A 23242-nucleotide genomic window follows, 5' to 3' on the forward strand; every position below is an offset into this window, starting at 1 on the left:
CAGCCCCGAGGACTAGGCGGTCACGCCGCCGTCGGCGACCAGGTCATGGCCGACCACGAACGCGGCCTCGTCCGATGCCAGCCACAGCACGGCCGACACGATCTCGTCGGTACCACCCACGCGGCCGATCGGGACGACACTCGCGAGCCGCTCGGCGCGGCCGTCGGCGTCCTCACCCGGACGCAGCGACATCGACGTGTCGGTCGCCCCGGGGCTGACGGCGTTGATCCGGATGCCGTCCTTGATGTGGTCCAGCGCGGCAACCCGGGTCAGCGTGCTCGCGGCGGCCTTCGAGGCGGCATAGGCAGCCATCCCGGGCCGGCGGCCGTGAGCGCCGATGTTCGAGCTGGTGTTGACGATCGCGCCACCACCGTTGTCCCGCATGTACTGGATCTCGTACTTCAGCGAGAGCAGCAGGCCGGTGAGGTTGATGTCGATGGCCCGCTGCCAGACCTCGAGGTCGGTGTCGCCGACCGGTCCCGGCTTGGGGAACACTCCCGCGTTGTTGTGTGCGATGTGCAGACCACCGTGCTGCTCCACGGTGGTCCGGATCAGGTTGGCGACCTCGTCGGCCTTGCTGACGTCGGCGACGACGGCGCTCGCCGTGCCACCGGCCGCCTCGATCAGCGCGACGGTCTCCTTGATTCCCTCGCTGCCCCGGGCCGCCGCGACCACGGTGGCGCCTTCGCGCGCGAACGCGAGGGCGCTGGCCCGGCCGATGCCGCTGCCGGCACCGGTGACCAGGACGACCTTGCCCCCGAAACGATCAGTCATGTACTGCTCCTTCTTGTTGTAGCTCGGGAATTTCCGTCGCAGCCGCCCGCGGTCCGCGCAGTACCGCGAATCCGGCGGCCGCGAGCAGGAACGCAATGGCCCCGATGGCCAGTGCGAAGCTGTAGCCGGACGTCAGCGCCGCGCCGGCCGTCCCGGCGGAGGTCAGGCTGTCGGTCCGGGCCGCCGCCACCGTGACCAGGATGGCAAGCCCGACGGCAGGCCCCATCTCCAGTGCAGTCGTGGCCACTGCGCCGGCCAGCCCCGCCTGCCCGGCGGGTACGTCGCTCGTGGCCGAGACGGTCGCTCCAGCGAACACCATGCCGACACCGACCGGGAAGACGACCAGGCCGATCAGTACCGGCCCGACGTACGGCGTGGTGGTGCTGATCAGGCTCAGTGCGCCGAGACCGGCCGCGCAGATCACCAAGCCGGCCAGCGTGACGGTCCGCGGGCCGAAACGGCCGACCAGGCGTCCGACGTTCGCGCCGGTGGCCACCAGAGCGAGGCCGAACGGGACGAAGGCCGCGGAGGCCTTCAGGGGTGAGTAGCCCAGCACTTCCTGGAAGTACAAGGACAGCATGAAGAAGATCGTCGTGATTCCCGCGGCGCCGAGGAAGACTGCGAGCAGGGCCACCGCGCGGCGCGGCGACGCCAGGAAGGACAGTGGCAGGAGCGGGCGCGCAACCCTGGTCTCGACCAGGACGAACAGCCCGAGCAGGACCACGCCACCGATCAGGGTCACCAGCACCAGCGGTGAACCCCAGCCACGCTCGGGCGCCTCGACCAGGCCATACCCCAGCACGGTGATGCCTGCGGTCACCAGGATCGCGCCGAGGATGTCGACGCGTTCACGAGGCGCCGTCGCGGCTTGCGGAAGCATCCGCGACGCCAGCGCGACAGCCACCACCGAGATGGCTACCGGTACGACGAAGGCCCAGCGCCACGAGTCCCACCAGGCGACAACGCCGGACAGCAACATGCCCGCCGTACCGCCGAAGGCCGCAAGTCCACCCCAGACAGCCATCGCCCGGGCGTGCCTGGCCGGCTCGGAGTACACCAACCCGACCAGCGCCATCGCCGCGGGCACTGCGAACGCAGCACCGATGCCCTGCACGAACCTGGCCGACAACAACACCTCGAACCCGGGTGCGAGTCCAGCGGCGGCCGAGCTGATCGCGAACAGCGCAGTGCTCACAACGAACACCCGGCGCGCGCCGTACAGGTCCGAGAGCCTGCCGCCGAGCAGCAGCAGACCGCTGAAGGACATTCCGTACGAAGCGCTCAGCAGTACCAACTCCGACCGGCTCAGCCCGAACTCCTGCTGGATGTCGGGCATCGCCACGTTCAGCACGGTCATCCCGAGGATGAGCACGAACTGGACCGAGGCCAGTACCGCGAAAGCGCCGCTCTTGGACCTTGATGTCATGTCGGCAGCCCGATCGATTGAGAGTGCCGGAAGATGTTTCTCGGGTCGTAGGCGGCCTTGACCCGCTGGAGCCGCGGGTAGTTGTCCTTGTAATACAAGGTGTGCCACGGCACGCCGGACCTGTTCTGCGCCGGGTCGGTGATGTCGCTGTCCGGGTAGTTGATGTAGCAGCCGTCCGTCTGGCCGGTCGCGGACGGAACCGGGTAGCCACCGGTCGCCGCGAAGACGTCGCGGAACACGTCGCGGGTCCAGGCCAGGTTGACCGGGTCGTCGTCCGGGTCGCCCCAGAAGCTCTGGAACAGCCCCTTGAACAAGGAGTCTCGCTGAGCCGAGGCGGTCGCGTCGGAGCGGACGCTGTTGATCTTGCCGCCGTACGACAGCAGCACGACCATCGAGGCCGGGTTGTGGTGGTCTTCCCGGGTCAGATGCCGGTACATCGCCGCGATCTGGTCATCGGTCAGCCCCTGCCGCAGGTACGCCGACTTGTGATGGCCCCGAAGCGTCGGGTTCGTCAGAGTCGGGTTACTCGTGCCCAGCAGCTTGACCGAGCTCAGCCACGGCAGCCGCTGCGGCGTGAAGAACTCCGGCAACGGTCCGAGCTCCCCGGCCGGCGCGTGCAGCGGCTGGATCTCCAGGTCGGCAGTCAGGTCGGTGAGGTAGTCCTGCAGCAGGCGCTCCGCGTTCGGTACGCCGGCATCGATCTGCGTCAGCAAGCCGATCGACCCGTTGGACTTGTGGTTCATCATCAGGAAGCTGCAGAGCGCGGCGTACGGGCTGTCGGGCGCGTTGTTGCGGGCGTGGAACGCGCCGAACTTGCGCACCAGCGACTTGTGCGCGGCCGGCGTGAGCGAGCTCCAGGGCAGACCGACGGCGCTGACCAGCACCTCGCGCGGCGGGTGGATCAGCTGCTGCGCGGGATCCGACCCGGTCGAGCCAGGGGTGCGGAACCAGTACCGCGTGACGATGCCGAAGTTGCCACCGCCGCCACCGGTGTGGGCCCACCACAGCTCACGGTTGGCGTCGCCTGGCTCGCGGGTGGCGACCACCGCGCGGGCCCGGCCGTTCGCGTCGACCGTGACGACCTCGATGGCCAGCAAGTGGTCGACGGTCAGGCCGTGGCGGCGGGAGAGCATCCCGTAGCCACCGCCACTGATGTGGCCGCCCATGCCGACCGAGTAGCACATACCGCCTGGGATGGTGACGCCCCAGCCCTTGTAGAGCGACTCGTAGACCCGCAGCAGCGTCGCGCCCGCCTCGACGGAGAACGCCTTGCGGTCCTCGTCGTAGCTGACCGCGGTCATCTGCGAGGTGTCGATCACGACCTGGACGGCCGGGTTGAAGACGAAGTCGGCGTAGCAGTGGCCGCCGCCGCGGACCGAGATCCGCTTGCCGGCACTGACCGCCTCCTGGACGGCCCGGACCACCTGGGCGGTGGTGGTGACGAGGCGGACGGCCTCGGGGCGGCCGACCCAGCGGGAGTTGTTGCCGACCACCAGGTCGGCGTACCGCGGGTCACTGGGCAGCACGGTGACTGCGTCGGTCGCCCGCAGGGCCTCGGCTGTGGTGGCGCCTTGGGTGGCCAGCGCGGCAGTACCCGCCGCGGCGGCGGCGCCGCTGGCGAGGAAGCGTCGTCTGTTCAGCATGGTGTTTCGGTCTCTCCTGGGTTCGGGCGGGAACGAAGGGTGGATGAGGTCAGCTCGGCCACAACAGGCCCAGGCCGAGTTGCTCGGCGAAGTCCTGCGTGCGGGCGGGCGACCAGCGATCGCCGACCGGTGCCGCTGCCCCCAGGTCGAGCGGGTAACCGGCCTCGGCGAAGAACTTCTCGAACCCGCCGGGGGTGGTGATCACGTAGAAGTCGGCCGTGTCGGACTCGACCAGGTAGGAGTGCGGAATCCCGCGCGGCAGGAAGACCACACCGGCGCCCTCGATCTTCGAGGTCTCCTCCCCGGCGGTCACCACCACCTGGCCACCGCGGACCATGAAGATCTCGTCCTCGAGGGTGTGGATGTGCTTCGGCGCACGCTCCCCGCTCTTGGCTGCGAAGTGGGTGATGCCGAGCGCGCCCGCGGACTCCTCCGCGGTCAGGCAGGTGGTCACGATCGAGCCGACGCCCCACAGACGTGAGCGGCTCGGGTCCGTCGGCACGATGGCTGGGACGGGTGAGGTCATGGTCGTTCCAATGCAGGGTTGCGCGGGGGATCTGCTGTCGCCGCCACGGTCACACGCGGCGCCGGAGCCGGACAACGAGCGCTCCGGTACTTAGTCAGGTACAGGTTTGAGACAACGAGACCCTGGGTGGAGAGCAGACCGTTCGGTATGTATCTTGCTAGGCACCGGCCCCGCCTGGCCGGTACCGAGGGGAGTGGGGGCCTCGAGCCTCCGCTCGATGGAGGGGTCCTGCGAGCATGTCCACACAGATCGTCATCGCCGCGGATCGGAGCCCGCTGACGGCTTCGATCCCGATACTCACCAGCACCGTTCCGAGCCAGTACGTCCACCGCGCGGCCATCGCCGAGGTGCTGCTCACCTCCTGGCGGGCCGAGGCTCCGGAAACGTTCAGCGTCACCGCTCAGTGGCCGCGCTGCCACTCCTTCTACACGCCGATCGCCGGCCATCGGTGCCAGGATCCGATGCTCGGCGCCGAGACCGTCCGGCAGGCCGGGCTGCTGCTGGCGCATGCCGAGTTCGGCGTACCGCTCGGCCACCAGTTCATGGTGTCGGAGTTGTCCTTCGAGACGACGCCCGAAGCCCTGCGGGTGTCCAGCACGCCGACCGATCTCGACCTGCAGGTCACCTGTCACGACATCGTCCGCCGCGGCAACCGTCTCAGCGGGATGCGCTACGAGGTGAGGTTCTTCCGCGACGGCGTCCTGGCCGGCTCTGGCCAGGCCAAATACACCTGTACTTCGCCATCGGTCTACCGCCGGCTCCGGGTCGACCGCGAGCTCGGCCCGCTCCCTGAGCTCACCCCGGAGTGCCCGGTCGCCGTCGGCCGGACGGACGTACGGGACGTAGTACTGACTCCCTTTGACGGCGGTGCCCGGCTACTACGGGTTGACCTGTCCCATCCGGCGCTGTTCGACCATCCCCTCGACCACGTACCGGGCATGCTCCTGCTCGAGGCCGCTCGCCAGGCCGCACTCGCTGCGTCCTTCCCGGAGTCGGTGCTACCGGTCGCGCTCGACATCAAGTTCTTGCGCTACGCCGAGCTGGACCAGCCGTGTGTGATCACCACCGCGCGTGGCCAGACCGGCAGCGACGGCCGGACGCCGGTCACGGTGACCGCTACCCAGGAAGGCGAGGCGGTGTTCACCTCGACCGTGACCGTCGAGCCGGTCCGCTGATCGATGACGACGGTCACCATCACCGGTGCCACCGGCTTCGTCGGCCGGCAGGTCGTCCGGGCCCTTACCCGGCCGAACGTCAGCCTTCGCCTGGCCACCCATCGCAAGCCGATGGCTGCCGCGCCGCCGGGCAGTGTCGTGCAACCGGTCGATCTCGCCGTCCCGGGATCGCTGACCGGATTGTGCGATGGCGCTGACGTCCTGATCCACTGCGCCTCGATGATCGGCGGCACGACGGCGGCGAGCAACGCGGTGAACGTCGACGGCACCCGCAGCCTGCTCAGCGTCGCCGCGAAGGCCAAGGTCAGCCGGGTGATCTACCTGAGCACCGCCAGCGTCTACGGCCGTGGCGTCTACCGCAACGCCTCACCGGACGAGCTGATCCCGGCGCCTTTGTCGATTGCCAGCCGGACCAGGCTCGCCGCCGAGCAAGAGGTGCTGGCTGCGGGCGGGGTCGTCGTACGGCCCTATCTCGTGTACGGCGACGGCGACCGGTGGGTCATCCCCGGGCTGGCGAAACTGCTCGGCGCCCTGCGGGCAGACGTCGACGGATGGCCGGCTCGGGTGTCGATGGTTGATGTGGAGGACCTCGCCCAGGGGCTCGCCGGCCTGGCTCTCGCCCCGACGCTCAGCTCAGCGATCTACCACGGGAACCACCCGCTACCCGTGCCGGTCGCCGAGCTCATGCAGGCCGTTTCCTGCTTGCTGCCAAGGACTTCTGGCGGCCCGGCGAGTCTCACGTACGACGAGGCGGCGGCCCGGCTGAGCGCTGTCGGTGGCTCGACGCACGCGCTCGACATGATCGCCAGCGATCACTGGTTCGAGAGCGCCAGCCTTTGGCGCGACACAGCATGCGATCCCGGCCCCGGCTTCACTACCCGGTTCCCCGACCGCCTCGACGGGTATCGCCAGGGCTAGCGCGGGTTTGCGGCGCGGTGCGCGGCGATGGCGCGGTGGGCTTCGTTCCACCACAGCAGGAGCGTGCAGAAGGACGCGACCGCAAGTCCCCAAGCGGCGCCCTTGGGTCCTTCCAGGAAGGCTCCCCCGACACCGATGGTGATCAGGATGATCGACGAGATCAGCCTGACCCGCAGGCCACGGGTAGCGGCGGTCAGTGCACGCAGGATGGCGAAGGCGCCGGCATTAGACGCTCCTAGTGCCTGCAAGAGGATCACCGGCACTAGTACCGTCCGGGCTTGAGTCCATACGCCAGGGCCGAGCAGGTGCTCCCCCACGGTTTCAGGCAGCAGCAAGAAGACCGCACCCCAGGCCAGGGCCCCTGCCCCGACTCCTAGTGAGATCGCCAGGCCTACCAGCCACAAGCGCCGGTACGAGTGCTTCAGAGCACGAGCGGCCTCGGGTACCGCGATCATGCGGATCCCCTGGTTCAGCACGTTCACCGGGCCGAGCAGTACCTGCGCACCACGGATACCGGCCGTGGCGACCAGTCCGGCGGCCACTGTGATCCCCAGCATGTACACCTGGATCGTGCCGCTCACGGCGAGCATCTCCCCGACGTACTTGGGCGTGAGATCGCGATGGGTGAGCAGCCACTCCTTGATCAACTGCCGACGCGGGCTCACCCCAGCCTGGAAGCGCCCGGCTATCGCAGCGATCACCGCGCCCAGGCCCCAGCCCAAGGTCAGCGAGAAGGCCGTGTCGGCGTTGGTCAGGTAGAGACCGCCGAAGATCGCGCCCATCGCGAGCAGCCAGATCAAGTCGTTGAGGAAGGCCTTCTGCCCCTCCCCCACGACGAAGAAGGCCCAGCGCCACGCGTCCTGCAGCAGCAGGCCCGGCAGGGTCAGTGCAAACGCCAGCAGCACGCCCTTCGACGGCACGCCGGGGAACAGCGCGATCGCGAGCCCGACGATCATGCCCATCAGGCCGGCGAACAGGGCCGTCGCGGTCGCCGCCCGCACAGCACGCTGCCACGCCGGGTTGCGATCCCCGGAGTACCGGACGGACAACGGCTCGGTGGCCACCGCCCGGGAGACGTTGAGGGCGATCGTGTACCCGCCGAAGGCGAGCGCGTAGACGCCGAAGTCGGACACCGTCCCACTGCGTGCGACCAGCACCCCGACCGCCAGATTGCTCAGGCTGGACAGCGCTTGGTCGCCGAGCCCCCAGCCCGCCCGGCCGGCAGGACCGGCCAGCTTCGACAATTTCAAGATGAGACGGGCCTCGGCGGCTTCCGCAGGATGCCCACCCCGAACTTCGGGATGCCCAGCACGTACCGGCGCCAGAGCCGGCGCGGCTCCTTGTAGATCCGGTAGCTCCACTCGAGCCCGGACCGCTGCATCCACCGCGGCGCGCGATCGACCCGGCCGGTGTGGAAGTCGAAGGCCGCCCCGACGCCGATCAGGATCGCCGCGTCCAGCCGGTCGCGGTGGTCGGCCATCCAGCGCTCCTGCTTCGGCGCGCCGAGCCCGACCCAGATGATGTCCGGGTTCGCCTCGTTCAGCCGGGCGACGATCTCGTCGTCCTCTTCAGCAGTCAACGGCCGGTACGGCGGTGAATACGCGCCGGCCACCTTCAGCCCCGGATGCCTTGCGGTGAAGGTGTCCCGCAGCTTCTCGGGGACGCCGTCGGCACCGCCGTAGAAGTACTGCGACCAACCACGGTGCTCGGCCTCGGCCATCACCCGCTCGATCAGGTCCGGCCCGCAGACCCGGTCCATCCGGTCGAAGCCGGCCTTCTTGCCGGCCCAGACCAGCGGCATGCCGTCGGGCAGCGTCATCCCGGAGGTGTTGTAGACCTGAGTGAGCTTCGCGTCCGCACGAGCCTGCAGCAGCGCGTTCATGTCCGAGACGCAGACCAGGTGCCGTTCGCCGTCGTCGATCCAGCGCGCGAAGGTGCCGACGGTGTGCTCCATGTCGGTGACGCTGACATGGATACCCAGTACGTCGACGCGGTCCTGTGTCGTCTCAGCGGTCATCGGTCAGTCCTCGCTGGTCAGGGCGGCGAGATCGGCGTCCACCATGATGCGGACGAGCTCGGGCACGTGCACCTGGGCCTTCCAGCCCAGCTCGGCCTGCGCCTTCGACGCGTCGCCGATCAGCGAGTCGACCTCGGTCGGCCGCTCGTAGCGCTGGTCGTAGTCGACGAAGTCGTTCCAGTCCATCCCGGCGTGCTCGAAGGCCAGCTGGACGAAGTCGCGGACCGAGTACGACGTCCCGGTGGCGACCACGTAGTCGCCCGGCTGGTCGTGCTGCAGCATCCGCCACATGCCCTCGACGTACTCCGGGGCGTAACCCCAGTCGCGGCAGGCGTCCAGGTTGCCCAGGTACAGGCGCTTCTCCTGGCCGAGCTTGATCCGGGCGACCGCCCGGGTGATCTTGCGGGTTACGAACGTCTCGCCGCGGCGCGGGCTCTCGTGGTTGAACAGGATCCCGTTGACCGCGAACATGTCGTACGCCTCGCGGTAGTTGCGGGTCATCCAGTACCCGTACAGCTTCGCGGCGCCGTACGGCGAGCGCGGGTAGAACGGGGTCTCCTCGTTCTGCGGCGGCGGCGTCGCGCCGAACATCTCCGAGCTGCTCGCCTGGTAGAAGCGGCAGTTCAGCCCGATCATCCGGATCGCCTCGAGCAGCCGGGTGGTGCCCATCCCGGTGGTGTCGCCGGTGTACTCCGGTTCGTCGAAGCTGACCCGGACGTGGCTCTGAGCGGCCAGGTGGTACACCTCGTCGGGCTGGATCGACGCCAGCAGCGTCACCAGCCGGGATCCGTCGGTCAGGTCGCCGTAGTGCAGGAACAGGCGCTTGTCCTGCTCGTGCGGATCCGTGTACAGGTGGTCGATCCGGTGCGTGTTGAACGTGCTGGCCCTACGGATCAGGCCGTGCACCTCATAGCCCTTGCTGAGCAGCAGCTCGGCCAGGTACGACCCGTCCTGCCCGGTGATCCCAGTGATCAGCGCCTTCTTCGCAGCGCCCCCGGCTGCCGCGTGCTCCGGCGTGTGGCCCCCAGTGGTGGTCATGCGTCGTTCCTCCCGTTGGCGAGGTACCAGGCGTAGACACTGGCCACGCCCTCCTCGAGGTCGATACCGGGCTTCCAGCCCAGAGCGCTCAGCTTGCTCACGTCGAGCAGCTTGCGCGGTGTGCCGTCCGGTTTCGACGGATCGGTGCCGATGGCACCTTCGTAGCCGACCGCCTTCGCGATGATGCCGGCCAGCTCGCGGATCGTCACGTCGGTGCCGACGCCGACGTTGATCGGGCCGGGCTCGTCGTAGTGCTCCAGCAGGTGCAGGCTCGCGTCGGCCAGGTCGTCGACGTGCAGGAACTCGCGCCGCGGGGTTCCCGTCCCCCACAGCACGACCTCTTCGGCATTGCTCTGCCTGGCGTCGTGGAACCGGCGGATCAGGGCCGGCATCACATGCGAGCTGGTCAGGTCGAAGTTGTCGTTCGGCCCGTACAGGTTGGTCGGCATCGCCGAGATCCAGCGCAGGCCGTGCTGGCGGCGGACCGCCTGGACCTGCATGATGCCGGCGATCTTGGCGATCGCGTACGCGTCGTTGGTCGGCTCGAGCTCACCGGTGAGCAGGCTCGACTCCTTGATCGGCTGCTCGGCGAACTTCGGGTAGATGCAGGACGAGCCGAGGAACAGCAACCGCGGCACCTGTACGCCGAGCGCCGCGTCCATCAGGTTGACCTGGATGCGCAGGTTGTCGCTGAGGAACTCGGTCGGGTGGTCCCGGTTGGCCAGGATCCCGCCGACCTTGGCGGCCGCGTCGATCACCACCGACGGACGGTGCTCGGCGAAGTAGGCGAAGGTGGCGTCGCGGTCGCGAAGGTCCAGCTCCTGGGAGGTCGCGCCGATCAGGTCGGTGAAGCCTTCGGCCTCCAGCTTGCGCCAGATGGCCGAACCGACCAGGCCACGGTGTCCCGCGACGTACACCTTTGCGTTCCGGTCGAGCCGGCCTTCCACGACGTCCCCCATCAGTAAGCACCAGACCCGCGGATCACCGCGCGGGCCGTTTTCCACAGAATCAGCAGGTCCAGCGTCATCGACCAGTTGTCGACGTAGCGCAGGTCGAGCACGACCGACTCTTCCCAGGACAGGTCGCTGCGGCCGCTGACCTGCCACAAACCTGTCAGCCCCGGCTTCACCAGCATCCGGCGGGTGTCGTCCGCGGCGTACAGGGCGACCTCCTGCGGCAGCGGCGGGCGTGGGCCGACCAGCGACATCTCGCCGCGCAGCACGTTGATCAGCTGCGGCAGCTCGTCCAGCGAGAACCGGCGCAGGATCCGGCCGAGGCTGGTGACGCGCGGGTCGTCGCGCATCTTGAACAGCATCCCGTTGCCGTCGCTGAGCGCGTGCAGGTCACCCAGCCGCTGCTCGGCGTCGACGAACATGCTGCGGAACTTCAGCATCGAGAACTCTTCGCCCGAGCGGCCGACCCGGCGTTGTCTGAACAGCACCGGCCCCTTGCTGCTCAGCCGGACCGCGACGGCGAGGCCGAGCAGTAGCGGCGACAGCACGATCACCAGGATCAGCGCGAGCATCCGGTCGAAGACGCCCTTCAGCAGGTGCGGTCCACCGCTGACCGACGGGCGCTCCAGGTGGAGGAGCGAGAGCCCGGCGACCGGACGGACGGAGATCCGCGGACCGGCGACCTCGATGATGCCGGGCGACACGATCAGCTCGACGCCCTTCTGCTCCAGCGCCCAGGACAGCCGCCGCAGCGACTGGCCGGCGAGCTCCGGGTCCGAGGCGACGGCCACGACGTCCACGGCATGCCGGTCGACGGCAGCCATGATGTCCGCCTCGTCCAGCTCGTCGGGGCCGAGCAGCAGCGCGTCGTGCTCGCGGTGCGGCCTGCCATCGCCACGCGGGCGACAGGTGGCGACCACCCGGAAGCCGTCCGAGGGACGCTTCTCGAGGTGTTCACTCAAGGTGGAGGCCTGGCCGTTGCGGCCGACGACCAGCACCCGGCGCATGCAGCGGCCGCGGTACCGGTGCCGGCTGAGGTCACGGCGCAGGCCGTACCTGAGCAGTAGCGCCAGCAGGACGGTCGCCGGGATCGCCAGTACGACGAAGCCGCGGGCGATCTCGCTCTTGGTGGCGTAGGAGACGATCGCGACGACGGCGGTCAGCCCGGCGCCCGAGCGCAGGATGGAGCGGAACTCGTCCGGCCCGGCGCCGAAGAAGCGTGGCTCGTAGCCCTTCGACATCGCCACCGCGGCGACCCATGCAAGCGGCAGCAAACTGCCGAAGACGAGGTAGGCGCCGCCGACCTGATAGCCGAACCTGGTCAGCAGGGCGATCGAGACACCGATGACGGCCGCGAGCAGGTCTCCCCCGAGAGCTGCCCAGCGGTAGACCGCCACCCATTGCGGCTCGGTCAGCCGGGCCGACCGCGGCACGATCGCCGGCACCGAGTCCGGCACCACCCAGACCGGGCGGCGCCGATCGAAGTATTCGGACGGCACGACCGCGGTCTGCAACGTCGCTGATGGCAGGCCTGTCGACGACAGGCCTGTAGTAACGGTCGCGTCTGTTTCAGACGCGGCTTCCCCCATGACGGCATGATCCGTCACCCTTAGTCACCCCCCGGTGAACCGGCCGCGATTTGAGTCACACTCTGTCACAATCTCCAGTGGACCCAGTTGCGTTACGCCGTGAAGTACACCGTCCCGTCGACGGCAGTTCACCGAGGGTACTACGCGCAAAGCGGGTCCGACAGTAGTAACTACGGAGTGTTGGGAAGCGTTACGCACGGGAGTTCGGGGCTTCCTCATACGCAGCACCGCGGGACCGTGACGACGGTCCCGCGGTGTTCGCAAGGGGTGCTGGAACAGCGTGGTCAGCCTGCGATCAGGCCGTCTCCGCTGATCAGTTCGCGCATCTCGGCCAGCGTGCTGTCACCTGGCGGCAGGATCGCGTCGGAGTCGTGCAGCTCGGTGTCCGGCACCCGGTCACCGGCCCGGACGAACGCCAGCAGCGCCTCGAAGGCGGCCTTGAAACCCTCTTCGTCTCCGGCCGAGACGGCCTTCTCCAGGTCGGTGTCGACCAGGTTGAGCTGGTCGAGCTTCTCGTCGGCCAGCTGGTACTGACCTTCGCCCATGATCCGGACGATCATCACGCGTCTCCATCCTGCGGTCGGACCGGCTGCTGCACTGGCTGCTGAGCCGGCTGCTGGGGCTGGGCCGCGCCGGGCGCGTCCTGAGCGATCTGCTTGGGCGCCTCGGCCGGAGCCAGCTGCGCCTTCAGCGCGGCCAGCTCGGACTCGACGTCCGAACCGGTCGACATCCGCTCGAGCTCGAGCGTGATGCTGTCCTTGGCGGTGCCGGAGGCGTCGTCGAGCGCGCCGGAGGCGAGCAGCTCGTCGATCGCGCCGGCCCGGGCCTGCATCTGCAGGGTCTTGTCCTCGGCCCGCTGGACCGCCAGACCGACGTCGCTCATCTCCTCGGAGATGCCGGAGAAGGCCTCGTTGATCCGGGTCTGCGCCTCGGCGGCCGTGTAGGTGGCCTTGATCGTCTCCTTCTTGGTGCGGAAGGACTCGACCTTGGCCTGCAGCCGCTGCGAGGCGAGGGTGAGCTTCTCCTCCTCACCCTGGAGCTGGGCGTGCTGGGTGGTCAGGTCGTCGATCTGGCCCTGCAGCCCGGACTTGCGGGTCAGTGCCTCGCGGGCGAGGTCCTCGCGGCCCATCGAGAGCGCCTTCTGGGCCTGGTCCTGCAGCTTCTGCGACTGCGACTGCAGCTGCGACGCCTGCAACTCGACCCGCTTGCGGCTGGTGGCGACATCGGCCACACCCCGGCGCACCTTCTGCAGCAGCTCGAGCTGCTTCTGGTACGAGTAGTCAAGGGTTTCGCGAGGATCCTCGGCCTTGTCCAGGGCCGAGTTGGCCTTGGCCTTGAAGATCGTCGAGACCCGCCTGAAGATGCTCATCGATATCCGTACCCCTTCTGTGCCGGAGGTGACCCGGCGTGCGTGTCAACCACCCTATGTCCCTGCGGGTCACCACACCATCGGGACCGGCCCGGATAAAGTGGTGCAAAGGTCCGGGGACCACCCCGAGACCGGCGTCGCCAGTTCCCGAATGAGGTTCAGTCCCCGTGTTCCGTCGTACCAAGTCTGAGACATCGTCCCAAACGCAGGCCACGGCCCCCCAGCCGAAGGTCGGGGGCAAGGGGCGTCCGACCCCGACCCGGCGCGAGGCCGAGGCGTCCCGCAAGGCGGCGCTGAAGAAGCCGCGCAACCGCAAGGAGGCGGCGGCGTACCGGCGGGAGAAGGTACGGACCGAGCGCGCCAAGATGCAGGACGCGATGAAGACCGGCGACGACCGGTACCTGCCGGCCGCCGACAAGGGCCCGGTCCGCCGGTTCGCCCGCGACTACGTCGACGCCCGCTGGTCGGTGATGGAGTTCGCGCTCCCGGTGCTCCTGGTGATCTCCCTGGTCGGGGTCGTTTTCTCTCGGGCCTTTCCCTGGTTGCCGGGCCTGGTCAACATCCTCTTCCTGCTGATGATCGTCGCGATCGCGGGCGACTGGTTCATCGTCACCGGCGGGCTGAAGCGCGCGGTCAAGGCCAAGTTCCCCGACGAATCGGCCAAGGGCATCGGCTTCTACGCCGTCCGCCGGACGATGCAGATGCGCCGCTGGCGGCTGCCCAAGCCGATGGTGGCCCGCGGCGAGAAGCCCGCGTAACTTTCGAGCCCCGAAAGGCATCGAGGTAAGCAGAAGCATTACTTCGTACCGACCTGAGGGGCTGGACATGTCCGGTCGACCGATTTCAGCGGCTGTCGCCGCGTTGCTGGTGCTGACGATCACCCCCGGGGCCGCGCGGGCCTCGGGTACGCAGGCATCGGGGCAGGCAACGGCCACCGCCGCGTGCGCTGTGGCGCCCGGGTCGGTGACCGCCGGTGGCGATCACACGGCCAGGGGGATCACGGCCGGCTCGCCACCAACGGTGCGGGAGGGCCGTACCTTCACCGACATCTACCCAGACGGCCAGGTCCGGCTGAGTTCGATGATCGCGAACGATCCGGACGTCACCGGTACCGGCGGGGTGTTCTGGGGCTTCGTGGTGATGGGCCCGACCATGTACAACACCGGCTACGTCCTCACGGAGGAGGGCGAGGTCGACCGGTCGAGACAGACGCTTTCCCGGGTGGGCGGCGGCTGGGGTGAGATGACCTTCTTCGAGACCAGCAGGTACTGGGACTATCCCGATCCGCCGAACCTCACCACCCACTACGCCCTGCGCGCCGACGGGACCCTGACGCGCTGGGAGAACTACTACGACAACACCAACCCCGCCAGGCTCTGGGTCAACAAGCAGTCCGCGACCGGGTTCGCGGCGGTGAAGACGATGGCGCTGATCAGCCAGACCCCGACGTACGAAACCTTCCTGGCCAACACCCGGGGCGGTGCCCTCTACACGATCCGGATCCCTCGGACCTCGCCGATGAAGCCGGTCGTCAAGTTGGTGCGCGGCTCGACCTGGCAGGGCTTCGAGGCGCTGATCGCCGAGAAGTGCGGCCAGTACGGCACGCTGCTGCTCGGCATCGACAAGGACACCCAGTCCGGCTACCTGTACGCCGTCGGCCACGCGAACGGCACCGCCACCGTGATCCAGGGGCTCGGCAAGGTACCGGACACCTTCACCGACCCCGTCTACTTCCGCCACGCCCTCCGGCCCGGTGACGCCCCGATCCTGTTCGGGGAGTGATCAGGCGTCGAAGGGGGTGACCTCGATCGGGCGGGCGCAGGCCTTGCTCGCCCGGGCCGCCCACTCCTGCGCGGTCGCCACGTCGGGCACCTCGATCACCCAGAAGCCCGCCATGTACTCCTTGCTCTCCACGAACGGCCCGTCGGTGATCAGTACCTCGCCCTGATGGGCGCGGACCACCGACGCGGTCGGCCGGGGGTCCAGACCGCCGCCGAAGACCCAGATGCCCTTGGCCACCATCTCCTCGTTGAGCTTCCCGACGTCGCCACGCTCGTGCTCGTCGGACTCGCCGTCCACATGAATGACTCCCAGCAGGTACTGCGTCATCTCGCTCACCTCTCGCTCTCGTCGTACCGGTCATCCCCTACACGAGGTGGACCGGGCCGGATCGACACCGCGTCCAAGAGTTTCTCGCAGTAGGGTCAGAGGCATGGACTTTCGGTATCTCGGAAACAGCGGTTTGAAGGTCAGCGAGATCTCGTACGGGAACTGGCTCACGCACGGGTCGCAGGTGGAGAACGAGCAGGCGAAGGCCTGTGTGACGGCGGCCCTGGAGGCCGGGATCACCACGTTCGACACCGCGGACGTCTACGCGAACACCAAGGCGGAGTCGGTCCTGGGTGAGGCGCTGGAGGGGGTGCGGCGCGAGTCCCTGGAGATCCTCACGAAGGTGTACTGGCCGACCGGGCCGGGCGGACCGAACGACGCCGGGCTGTCCCGCAAGCACATCCACGAGTCGATCAACGCGTCGCTGAAGCGGCTGAAGACCGACTACGTCGACGTCTACCAGGCCCACCGGTACGACACGGAGACCCCGCTCGAGGAGACGATGGAGGCGTTCGCCGACGTCGTCCGGTCGGGCAAGGCGCTCTACATCGGGGTCTCGGAGTGGACCGCGGAGCAGTTGCAGGAGGGCCACCGGCTGGCTCGTGAGCTGCACATCTCGCTGGTCTCCAACCAGCCGCAGTACAGCATGCTCTGGCGCACGATCGAGGCCGAGGTGGTACCGGCCTCGGAGGAGCTCGGGATCGGCCAGGTGGTCTTCTCGCCGATCGCGCAGGGCGTGCTGACCGGGAAGTACAAGCCGGGCGCCGAGCTGCCGGCCGGGTCGCGGGCGACCGACGACAAGGGCGGCTCGAACATGATCAGCCGGTACCTGAACGACGACGTGCTGACCCGGGTGCAGGAGCTGCAGCCGCTCGCGGCCGAGGCGGGGCTGTCGCTGTCCCAGCTCGCGATCGCCTGGGTGCTGCAGAACCCGAACGTGTCGTCGGCGATCACCGGCGCCTCACGGCCCGAGCAGGTCACCGAGAACGTGAAGGCGGCCGGGGTGAAGCTCGACGACGCGCTGCTGAAGCGGATCGACGAGACGCTGGGCGGCATCGTCGAGCGGGATCCGGCCAAGACCGCGCAGAACTCCCCGCAGACCAGGCCGGGCCGATGAGCTGGACGTGGCGGTTCGAGACCGCTGCCGGTGAGACCGCCGACCCGGGCGACCTGACGGGCGCGGAGTTCTCCGCCCAGGGCGACGCCGAGAGCTGGCTGGGCGAGATCTGGCGTGAGCTGGCCGAGAAGGGCGTCGGGCAGGTCTACCTGCTCGAGGACGGCCGTGAGGTCTACGGCCCGATGAGCCTGGCGGCCCAGGAGTAGGTAACTGGCGGTAGCAGAGTGGCCCGGAGCCGAGCGATAGGCTCCGGGCCATGATTGCTAAGCGACTGGTCCTCACCCTGCTGACCGGCCTCTTACTCGCGGGCACGGTCACCACCACAGCCCACGCCGAGGACGGGTACCGGTTCTGGGGTTACTACCAGTACACGGGCGGACAGTGGGCCTTCGCCCAGAAGGGCTCCGAGGCGGTAGTACCGGCGGATGGCTCTGTGGAGGGGTGGCGGTTCGCCGTGGGCGGCGCCAAGCCGCGGACGCCACGGGCCGCCGGGGACTTCAACGCCATCTGCGGAGCGACTCCTGCCGAGACCGGCAAGAAGCGGGTCGCCCTGGTGATCGACTCCGGTACTCCGGCCGACTCGGCCTCCGGCGCGACTCCTCCCCCGGCCTCCGGCACCTGTGTCGTCACCGACCTCAAGGCGACCGGTGCCAAGATCCTGGCCGCGGTGAAGCCGGTCCGGATCGAGAAGGGTCTTACCTGCGGGATCGACGGCTACCCGGCGACGGGCTGCGGCGACCAGGTCAAGAACATCTCTGTGCCCGCCACGGACGAGCCGGTGAAGCTGGAGATCGGCGCCCCCGTCGGGGCTGCCCCTGCTCCGTCGGCCTCGCCGTCGCCCTCGGCTGACGCTCAGCCCGCAAAGGGCCACAAGGTCGGGTGGGCCGGTGGCGTGCTGATTCTGCTCATCGCCGTCGGCGGATATCTCACCAGCCGCCGCCGCACGAAGTTCCTGAAGCAATAGGTGCGCGCTGTCAATCGTCCCGACCTCCCCAGAGCACTGCACCCGGGGGCCTGGTGGCTATGGGCGCTGGGGCTGGCCGTGGCCGCCAGCAGGACCCGCAATCCCGTCCTGCTGATCCTCATCCTGGTGATAGCCGGCTTCGTGGTGGCTGCCCGTCGCAGTGATGCTCCCTGGGCCAACAGCTACGTGGCGTTCCTCAAGCTCGGCCTGGTCGTCATCGGCGTCCGGGTGGTGCTGCAGGCGCTGCTGTCGACCCGCTCGCAGGGAAACACGCTCTTGTTCACCCTGCCGCAGATTCCCTTGCCTGACTGGGCCAATGGCGTGAAGCTCGGCGGCGAGGTCACCGCCGAGGCAGTACTGACCGCCCTGTACGACGGCGGCCAGCTCGCCGTGATGCTGTGCTGCATCGGCGCCGCCAACGCGCTGGCCAGCCCACGCAGACTGCTCAAGTCACTACCGGGTGCCCTGTACGAGATGGGCGTCGCCTGCGTCGTCGCACTGACCTTCGCGCCGCAACTGGTCACCGATGCTCGCCGCATCCGGGCTGCTCGACGCCTACGCGGCCGTACCCGCGGTTCCTTCCGTACTACCGCCATGCCGGTGTTGGAAGGCGCGCTGGACCGGTCGGTCGAGTTGGCCGCCGCAATGGACTCCCGTGGCTACGGGCGAACCGCACACGTCCCCCGGCGGCAGCGCCGGATCACTGGTGGCGCTGTACTCCTGGGGCTGCTCGGGATCGCCCTGGGCGTCTATGCGCTGCTGACTGACGCGATGGCGTTCCCTCTCGCCGCTGGTGCGCTGGCTGTCGGGTTGCTGCTCGCTGTCGGAGCGATGGCTGTTGGGCGGCAGCGGGTGACTCGTACTCGGTACCGGCCGGATCCGTGGGCTTTGCCCGAGTGGCTGGTTTGCTTGTCGGGTGCTGGGGCTGCTGCGGTGATGATCGTTGCGTCTGCTCGCGGAGTGCCTGGGTTGGTGCTGGCGGGTCCGTTGGTCGTTCCGCCGGTGCCCTTGGTGCCGGTGATCGGCCTGCTGTTCGGTCTTGCTCCGGCGGTGGCCGCTCCGCCGCTGGTCCGACGACGTGAGCTGGTGCCGGCATGATCGAGTTCGACCGGGTGACGGTCACTTACGACGGTGCCACCGAGCCTGCGGTCCGCGACGTGAGCTTCACCATTCCGGAGGGTGAGCTGGCGCTCGTGATCGGGCGGACCGGCTCGGGCAAGTCGACGCTGTTGCGGACCATCAACGGGCTGGTCCCCCACTTCACCGGCGGGACGCTGGCCGGGCGGGTGCTGGTGAACGGGCGGGACACTCGCGAGTACCGGCCACGCGATCTGGCTGACGTGGTCGGCATCGTCGGGCAGGACCCGATGGCGGGGTTCGTGACCGACACGGTCGAGGACGAGCTGGCTTACAGCATGGAATCGCTCGGGATCGCGCCGGACGTGATGCGGCGGCGGGTCGAGGAGACTCTTGATTTGCTGGGGCTGGCCGACGTACGGGACCGGGCGTTGACCTCGTTGTCTGGCGGGCAGCGGCAGCGGACGGCTATCGGGGCTGCGCTCACCTCTCACCCGGCGGTACTTGTCCTGGACGAGCCGACGTCGGCGCTCGACCCACAGGCGGCTGAAGAGGTGCTGGCCGCGCTGCAGCGGCTGGTGCATGACCTGGGCGTCACTGTCGTGATGGCGGAGCATCGGCTCGAACGGGTCATTCAGTACGCGGACCGGGTGATCGAGGTGCCTGGTGGTTCTGGGGCGGTGTCTAGCGGGCTGCCGGCTGACCAGATGATCACTGCGCCGGTCGCGCCGCCGGTGGTCGAGCTTGGCCGGCTTGCTGGTTGGTCGCCGCTGCCGTTGTCGGTGCGGGACGCGCGTAGGGCTGCTGTGGCGCTGCGCTCTCGGCTGACCAACCTGGCTCCGCTGAGGCCGGTTGCTGTCGAGGGACGTGAGTTGGCTTCGTGCAAGGACCTTGTGGTCTCCTACGGCGGCACTCCGGCGCTGCGTGGGGTGTCGTTGAGTATCAAGGCCGGCGAGGTCGTTGCGCTGATGGGGCGGAACGGCGCGGGGAAGTCGACGTTGCTCAACGCGCTGGTTGGACTCGTGCAGCCGCGCTCTGGGAGCGCTACGGCGGCTGGGGCGGATCCGCGGCGTACCAAGCCTTCGCGGTTGGTGAAGGCTGTTGGGCTGGTGCCGCAGGAGCCGGCTGATCTTCTGTACGCGGCGACTGTGGCTGACGAGTGCGCCGGGGCCGACAGTGACTTCCGGGTGGCGGCCGGGAGTTGTCGGGCGGTACTGGATCGGCTTGCGCCGGGTATCGATGACCAGTTGCATCCGCGGGACCTGTCCGAGGGACAGCGGCTCTGCTTGGCGCTGGCGGTCGTACTGTGCGGTGCTCCTCCGCTGTTGTTGCTGGATGAGCCCACCCGTGGATTGGACTACGGCGCCAAGCACCGGCTGGTGGAGATCCTGCGGGAGCTGGCACTGGCTGGGCATGCGGTGGTGCTGTCGACGCATGACGTGGAGATGGTCGCCGAGGTCGCTACGCGGGTGCTGGTGCTGGCGGAGGGCGAGTTGGTGAGTGATGGCGAGACCGCGACGGTGATCGCGGGCTCGCCGGCGTTTGCTCCGCAGGTGGCGAAGATTCTGGCGCCACTCCCGTTCCTGACTGTCGGCGAGGTCGCCACTGCGCTGGAACAGGCGTCGTGAGACTCGTCCGGCTCAAGCCGCGCAGTACTGCGACGCTGGTGCTTGCTTCGGTCGTGGGGATTCTGGCGTTTGGTTGGCCGCTGCTCTGGTCTACGTCGCAGGGCGGGGAGTCGGCCATCGGGCATACGACTGATGCGCCTTGGCTCTTTGTGCTGTTGCTGCCTCTGTTGGTGGCGGTCGTACTGGCCGAGCTGTCCGAGGACGGGATCGACGCGAAGGTGATCTCGCTGCTGGGCATGCTCGCGGCGGTGGGGGCTGCGTTGCGGGCGCTCGGGCCGGGGACTGCGGGGCTTGAGCCTGGGTTCTTCTTGTTGATCTTGGCGGGGCGGGCGTTCGGGGCTGGGTTCGGGTTCGTACTCGGGGCGGTGTCGTTGCTGGCGGGGGCGCTGGTCAGTGGCGGGGTCGGGCCGTGGATGCCGTTCCAGATGTTCGCCTGTGCGTGGGTGGGGTGCCTGGCGGGGTTGCTGCCGCGGGTGGGTGGGCGGCTGGAGTTGCTGCTGCTGGCGGCGTACTCGCTGGTCTCTGGAGTTCTCTATGGCTTGGTGATGAACCTCTGGTTCTGGCCGTATGCCACCTTCGGCAGCGACTTCTCCTTCATCCCCGGCGACTCCCTGGCCGACAACCTGCACCGCTACGGCCTCTTCGTCGTCGCCACCTCCCTCGGCTGGGACATCCCCCGCGGCATCCTCTGTGCCGTCCTGGTCCTCGTCCTAGGCCGCCCTATCCTCAACGCCTTCCGCCGCACCGCCCGCAAGGCCGCCTTCGACGTCCCCGTCGTCTTCGAGAGGACCCCCAATGGCTGAACTCCTCACCGGCCCCGACGGCGCGGTCGTAGACGGCGTACTCCACCTAGGCACCAACGGCGCCGTCGCCGCAGCCGGCTACGAGGTGACGACGACCAGAACCCCCACCGGCCTCCGCTACGACGTACTGACGCCCACCGGCGAGCAGTTGTCGTGGACAGCTCCACCTCCGCAGGCGGACCTGACTTCGGACTCGGACCAGCCCGGCGTGCCGCAAGGCGCCTCGGTGCAGACGGGCGCGACGGAGGTGCGCCCGGCTCGAGCCGGGGGGTCGCGGACCTTGGTGCTTGGCGGGGCGCGGTCGGGCAAGTCGACCGAGGCGGAGCGCTTGCTCGCCGACCAGCCGGACACGGTTTATGTCGCCACGGGTGGCGACGGGTCTGCTGATCGGGAGTGGGCTGAGCGGATTGCGTTGCACCGGTCTCGGCGGCCCGCGTCGTGGGGGCTGGTCGAGACCATCGAGCTGGTGCCGTTGCTGGAGTCAGCCGGGCCGCCGTTGCTGATCGACTGCTTCACACTCTGGCTCGCGCGGGTGATGGACGAGTGCGAGGTCTGGACCGACCCCAGCCGGGTTGCCGAGGTCGAGAAACGGATCGAGCAACTGGCCGACGCCTGGTCGGCGACCACCAGACCGGTGGTTGCTGTCAGCAACGAAGTCGGCTCCGGCGTGGTACCGGCCGACGCAGGCACCCGCCTCTACCGCGACCTGATGGGCCGCGTGAACGCTACCCTCGCCAGACGCTCGGAGACGGTCCTGTGGTGCGTAGCAGGCCGTACCGTCGCCCTCTGACCAGCGGCCGGAACTCAGGCCAGATGGCCGGAGCCCGGCCGAGTCCACGGTCAGAGGTCGGCAGCACGCTCGGCACGGCTGGGAGCACGCTCGGATGGTTTGTGGGTCGGCTGGGAGGGCCGCTTGATGGTTGATGGGTTGAAGCTGGCGTTCGGGACCTTGTCGGTTTTGCCGGTGGGGGCGCCGGGGAAGGTCGACCGGCGGGTGGCTGGGCGGGCGATGGTGTGGGCTCCGGTGGTGGGGCTGGTGCTGGGTGGGATCGCTGGGCTGGTGGTTTATGCGGTCGATCGGGTGAAGCCTGATGCGTCGTTACTGGCGGCGGTGCTGGGGGTCATCGTCTTGATGGTCCTGTCGGGGGCGCTGCATCTGGATGGGTTGGCGGACAGTGCTGACGGGTTCGGGAGCCGGCGGGATCGCGAGACCAAGCTCCGGATCATGAAGCAGAGCGACATCGGGCCGTTCGGGGTGGTGTCGATCGCTGCGGTGCTGCTGATCGATGTCGCCGCACTGCAGGCATGTGTGCAGAACGGCTTCGGCTGGCAATCACTGCTGATCGCCGGCGTCGCGAGCCGCCTGACCCTCCCCTGGTCCTGCCGCACCTCGGTCCCGTCCGCCCGGCCCGACGGCCTCGGCGCCATGGTCGCCGGCACAGTCCGCCCGTACGCCGCCGCGCTCCTCACCCTCGTCAGCCTCGCCGGCGCCGCCACCCTCGGCTGGCTAGCCTCCCGCTCCACTGTCCGCGGCTGGTTCTCCTACAGCGACCTGTCCGACGAGGGCTCGTTGGTCGACTTCAGCGGCAGCCGGGCCATGGAGACCCTGCGCATCTTCAGCAACCAGCCCCACAGCACCGTCCCCGGCAACACCCGGCTAGCGCAGTGGCTCAACCTCTCCACGCTCCAGCTCACCATCATCGGAGCAGGCGTCGCGGTGCTGGCGGCCGTCTTGCTGAGCTTCGCCGCTACCCGGCGTACGGGGAAATCTCTCGGGGGGATCACGGGTGACACCCTCGGGGCGACCGTCGAGCTGGCGGTGCCCGTGACACTGCTCATCCTCGCCTTCACCAGCTGATCCCCCCTCCCAGCCACACAACCGAACGCCATCCGGCGACCTCGCCCACCACCAGCAGCGACCTTGAACACCAACCAGCGGGCTCGGACAAGACATGACTTGTCTCCACCCACCACTTGGTGTTCAAGCTCCCCACTTCCCCAAACCAGCGGCCTTGAACAGGACCCGGCGGCCTCGGACAGCATCCAGTGGACTCGGACAGAACCCGGCGGGCTCGGACAGCATCCAGCGGGCTCGGACAGGACCCGGCGGCCTCGG

Annotated in this window: 24 protein-coding genes; 12 read left to right on the forward strand and 12 right to left on the reverse strand. The window is 68.8% G+C overall.

All coding sequences use genetic code 11. The annotated features are described in order from the left end of the window. Positions 1–12 precede the first annotated feature (12 nt). Genes ABD116_RS35655 through ABD116_RS35670 form a run of 4 tightly spaced genes read right to left on the reverse strand, consistent with a single transcriptional unit; the run spans position 13 to position 4369 of the window. Positions 13–774 (reverse strand): SDR family NAD(P)-dependent oxidoreductase, encoded by a 762-nt coding sequence (locus tag ABD116_RS35655; protein ID WP_343980987.1) that lies wholly within the window; start codon positions 772–774, stop codon positions 13–15. Further along, complete coding sequence (locus ABD116_RS35660) at positions 767–2200, reverse strand: MFS transporter (protein WP_343980990.1); 1434 nt, start codon at positions 2198–2200, stop codon at positions 767–769. Before ABD116_RS35660 ends, ABD116_RS35655 begins: the two co-directional genes overlap by 8 nt. Further along, complete coding sequence (locus ABD116_RS35665; protein ID WP_343980992.1) at positions 2197–3843, reverse strand: FAD-binding oxidoreductase; 1647 nt, start codon at positions 3841–3843, stop codon at positions 2197–2199. The genes ABD116_RS35660 and ABD116_RS35665 overlap by 4 nt, the downstream gene beginning before the upstream one ends. A gap of 49 nt (positions 3844–3892) precedes the next feature. Further along, positions 3893–4369 carry a cupin domain-containing protein gene (locus tag ABD116_RS35670; RefSeq protein WP_343980995.1) on the reverse strand — a complete coding sequence of 159 codons (477 nt, stop codon included), beginning with the start codon at positions 4367–4369 and terminating at the stop codon, positions 3893–3895. A gap of 236 nt (positions 4370–4605) precedes the next feature. Here ABD116_RS35670 and ABD116_RS35675 point away from each other — a divergent pair, with 236 nt between their 5' ends. Continuing rightward, positions 4606–5544: a ScbA/BarX family gamma-butyrolactone biosynthesis protein gene (locus ABD116_RS35675; RefSeq protein WP_343980998.1), complete on the forward strand. Its 939-nt coding sequence runs from the start codon at positions 4606–4608 to the stop codon at positions 5542–5544. A 3-nt stretch (positions 5545–5547) separates the two neighbouring features. Further along, a complete protein-coding gene (locus ABD116_RS35680; protein ID WP_343981001.1) occupies positions 5548–6462 on the forward strand; it encodes an NAD-dependent epimerase/dehydratase family protein in 915 nt (304 codons plus the stop codon). On the opposite strand, the gene ABD116_RS35685 is transcribed toward ABD116_RS35680, so the two are convergent. The 7 genes from ABD116_RS35685 to ABD116_RS35715 all read right to left on the reverse strand — a co-directional run bounded on the left by ABD116_RS35685 (position 6459) and on the right by ABD116_RS35715 (position 13428). Continuing rightward, on the reverse strand, positions 6459–7712 hold the full coding sequence (locus ABD116_RS35685) for an MATE family efflux transporter (protein WP_343981004.1): 1254 nt from the start codon (positions 7710–7712) through the stop codon (positions 6459–6461). The two genes, ABD116_RS35680 and ABD116_RS35685, sit on opposite strands and share 4 nt — an antisense overlap. Further along, complete coding sequence (locus ABD116_RS35690) at positions 7709–8479, reverse strand: WecB/TagA/CpsF family glycosyltransferase (protein WP_343981007.1); 771 nt, start codon at positions 8477–8479, stop codon at positions 7709–7711. The genes ABD116_RS35685 and ABD116_RS35690 overlap by 4 nt, the downstream gene beginning before the upstream one ends. 3 nt (positions 8480–8482) lie before the next feature. Further along, positions 8483–9517: a GDP-mannose 4,6-dehydratase gene (gene gmd, locus ABD116_RS35695; protein WP_343981010.1), complete on the reverse strand. Its 1035-nt coding sequence runs from the start codon at positions 9515–9517 to the stop codon at positions 8483–8485. Continuing rightward, on the reverse strand, positions 9514–10476 hold the full coding sequence (locus tag ABD116_RS35700; protein ID WP_343981013.1) for a GDP-L-fucose synthase family protein: 963 nt from the start codon (positions 10474–10476) through the stop codon (positions 9514–9516). Before ABD116_RS35700 ends, gmd begins: the two co-directional genes overlap by 4 nt. After that, a complete protein-coding gene (locus ABD116_RS35705) occupies positions 10476–12059 on the reverse strand; it encodes a sugar transferase (RefSeq protein WP_343981016.1) in 1584 nt (527 codons plus the stop codon). The genes ABD116_RS35700 and ABD116_RS35705 overlap by 1 nt, the downstream gene beginning before the upstream one ends. A 284-nt stretch (positions 12060–12343) precedes the next feature. Further along, on the reverse strand, positions 12344–12619 hold the full coding sequence (pspAA, locus tag ABD116_RS35710) for a PspA-associated protein PspAA (protein ID WP_343981018.1): 276 nt from the start codon (positions 12617–12619) through the stop codon (positions 12344–12346). Beyond that, positions 12619–13428 carry a PspA/IM30 family protein gene (locus ABD116_RS35715; RefSeq protein ID WP_343981021.1) on the reverse strand — a complete coding sequence of 270 codons (810 nt, stop codon included), beginning with the start codon at positions 13426–13428 and terminating at the stop codon, positions 12619–12621. Before ABD116_RS35715 ends, pspAA begins: the two co-directional genes overlap by 1 nt. Positions 13429–13595: 167 nt before the next feature. Here ABD116_RS35715 and ABD116_RS35720 point away from each other — a divergent pair, with 167 nt between their 5' ends. Together ABD116_RS35720 and ABD116_RS35725 are read left to right on the forward strand one after the other, a co-directional pair. Beyond that, positions 13596–14186: a DUF3043 domain-containing protein gene (locus tag ABD116_RS35720; RefSeq protein WP_343981024.1), complete on the forward strand. Its 591-nt coding sequence runs from the start codon at positions 13596–13598 to the stop codon at positions 14184–14186. Between the two features lie 67 nt (positions 14187–14253). Next, positions 14254–15210 carry a hypothetical protein gene (locus ABD116_RS35725; RefSeq protein WP_343981027.1) on the forward strand — a complete coding sequence of 319 codons (957 nt, stop codon included), beginning with the start codon at positions 14254–14256 and terminating at the stop codon, positions 15208–15210. Here ABD116_RS35725 and ABD116_RS35730 read toward each other — a convergent pair whose 3' ends face one another. Then, positions 15211–15537: a YciI family protein gene (locus ABD116_RS35730; RefSeq protein WP_343981029.1), complete on the reverse strand. Its 327-nt coding sequence runs from the start codon at positions 15535–15537 to the stop codon at positions 15211–15213. Between the two features lie 103 nt (positions 15538–15640). On the opposite strand from ABD116_RS35730, the gene ABD116_RS35735 reads away from it, so the two are divergent. The 8 genes from ABD116_RS35735 (at position 15641) to ABD116_RS35770 (ending at position 22984) form a co-directional block, all read left to right on the forward strand. Further along, positions 15641–16654, forward strand: coding sequence for an aldo/keto reductase family protein (locus ABD116_RS35735; RefSeq protein ID WP_343981032.1), 1014 nt, complete (start codon positions 15641–15643; stop codon positions 16652–16654). Beyond that, the gene (locus ABD116_RS35740; RefSeq protein WP_343981035.1) at positions 16651–16860 is read left to right on the forward strand and encodes a hypothetical protein; all 210 of its coding nucleotides are present in this window, start codon (positions 16651–16653) and stop codon (positions 16858–16860) included. The genes ABD116_RS35735 and ABD116_RS35740 overlap by 4 nt, the downstream gene beginning before the upstream one ends. A gap of 50 nt (positions 16861–16910) precedes the next feature. Then, positions 16911–17618 carry an SCO2322 family protein gene (locus ABD116_RS35745; protein ID WP_343981038.1) on the forward strand — a complete coding sequence of 236 codons (708 nt, stop codon included), beginning with the start codon at positions 16911–16913 and terminating at the stop codon, positions 17616–17618. Continuing rightward, the gene (locus tag ABD116_RS35750; RefSeq protein WP_343981042.1) at positions 17619–18716 is read left to right on the forward strand and encodes a CbiQ family ECF transporter T component; all 1098 of its coding nucleotides are present in this window, start codon (positions 17619–17621) and stop codon (positions 18714–18716) included. Beyond that, positions 18713–20323 carry an ABC transporter ATP-binding protein gene (locus ABD116_RS35755; protein WP_343981045.1) on the forward strand — a complete coding sequence of 537 codons (1611 nt, stop codon included), beginning with the start codon at positions 18713–18715 and terminating at the stop codon, positions 20321–20323. The genes ABD116_RS35750 and ABD116_RS35755 overlap by 4 nt, the downstream gene beginning before the upstream one ends. After that, positions 20320–21126, forward strand: coding sequence for an ECF transporter S component (locus tag ABD116_RS35760; protein WP_343981047.1), 807 nt, complete (start codon positions 20320–20322; stop codon positions 21124–21126). Before ABD116_RS35755 ends, ABD116_RS35760 begins: the two co-directional genes overlap by 4 nt. Next, a complete protein-coding gene (locus ABD116_RS35765) occupies positions 21119–21916 on the forward strand; it encodes a bifunctional adenosylcobinamide kinase/adenosylcobinamide-phosphate guanylyltransferase (protein ID WP_343981049.1) in 798 nt (265 codons plus the stop codon). The genes ABD116_RS35760 and ABD116_RS35765 overlap by 8 nt, the downstream gene beginning before the upstream one ends. 126 nt (positions 21917–22042) lie before the next feature. Then, positions 22043–22984, forward strand: a complete 942-nt coding sequence (locus ABD116_RS35770) for an adenosylcobinamide-GDP ribazoletransferase (RefSeq protein ID WP_343981051.1) — start codon at positions 22043–22045, stop codon at positions 22982–22984. The last annotated feature ends 258 nt before the right edge of the window (positions 22985–23242 follow it).

The sequence above is a fragment of the Kribbella koreensis genome (assembly GCF_039525325.1).
GTDB classification, from domain to species: Bacteria; Actinomycetota; Actinomycetes; order Propionibacteriales; family Kribbellaceae; genus Kribbella; species Kribbella koreensis.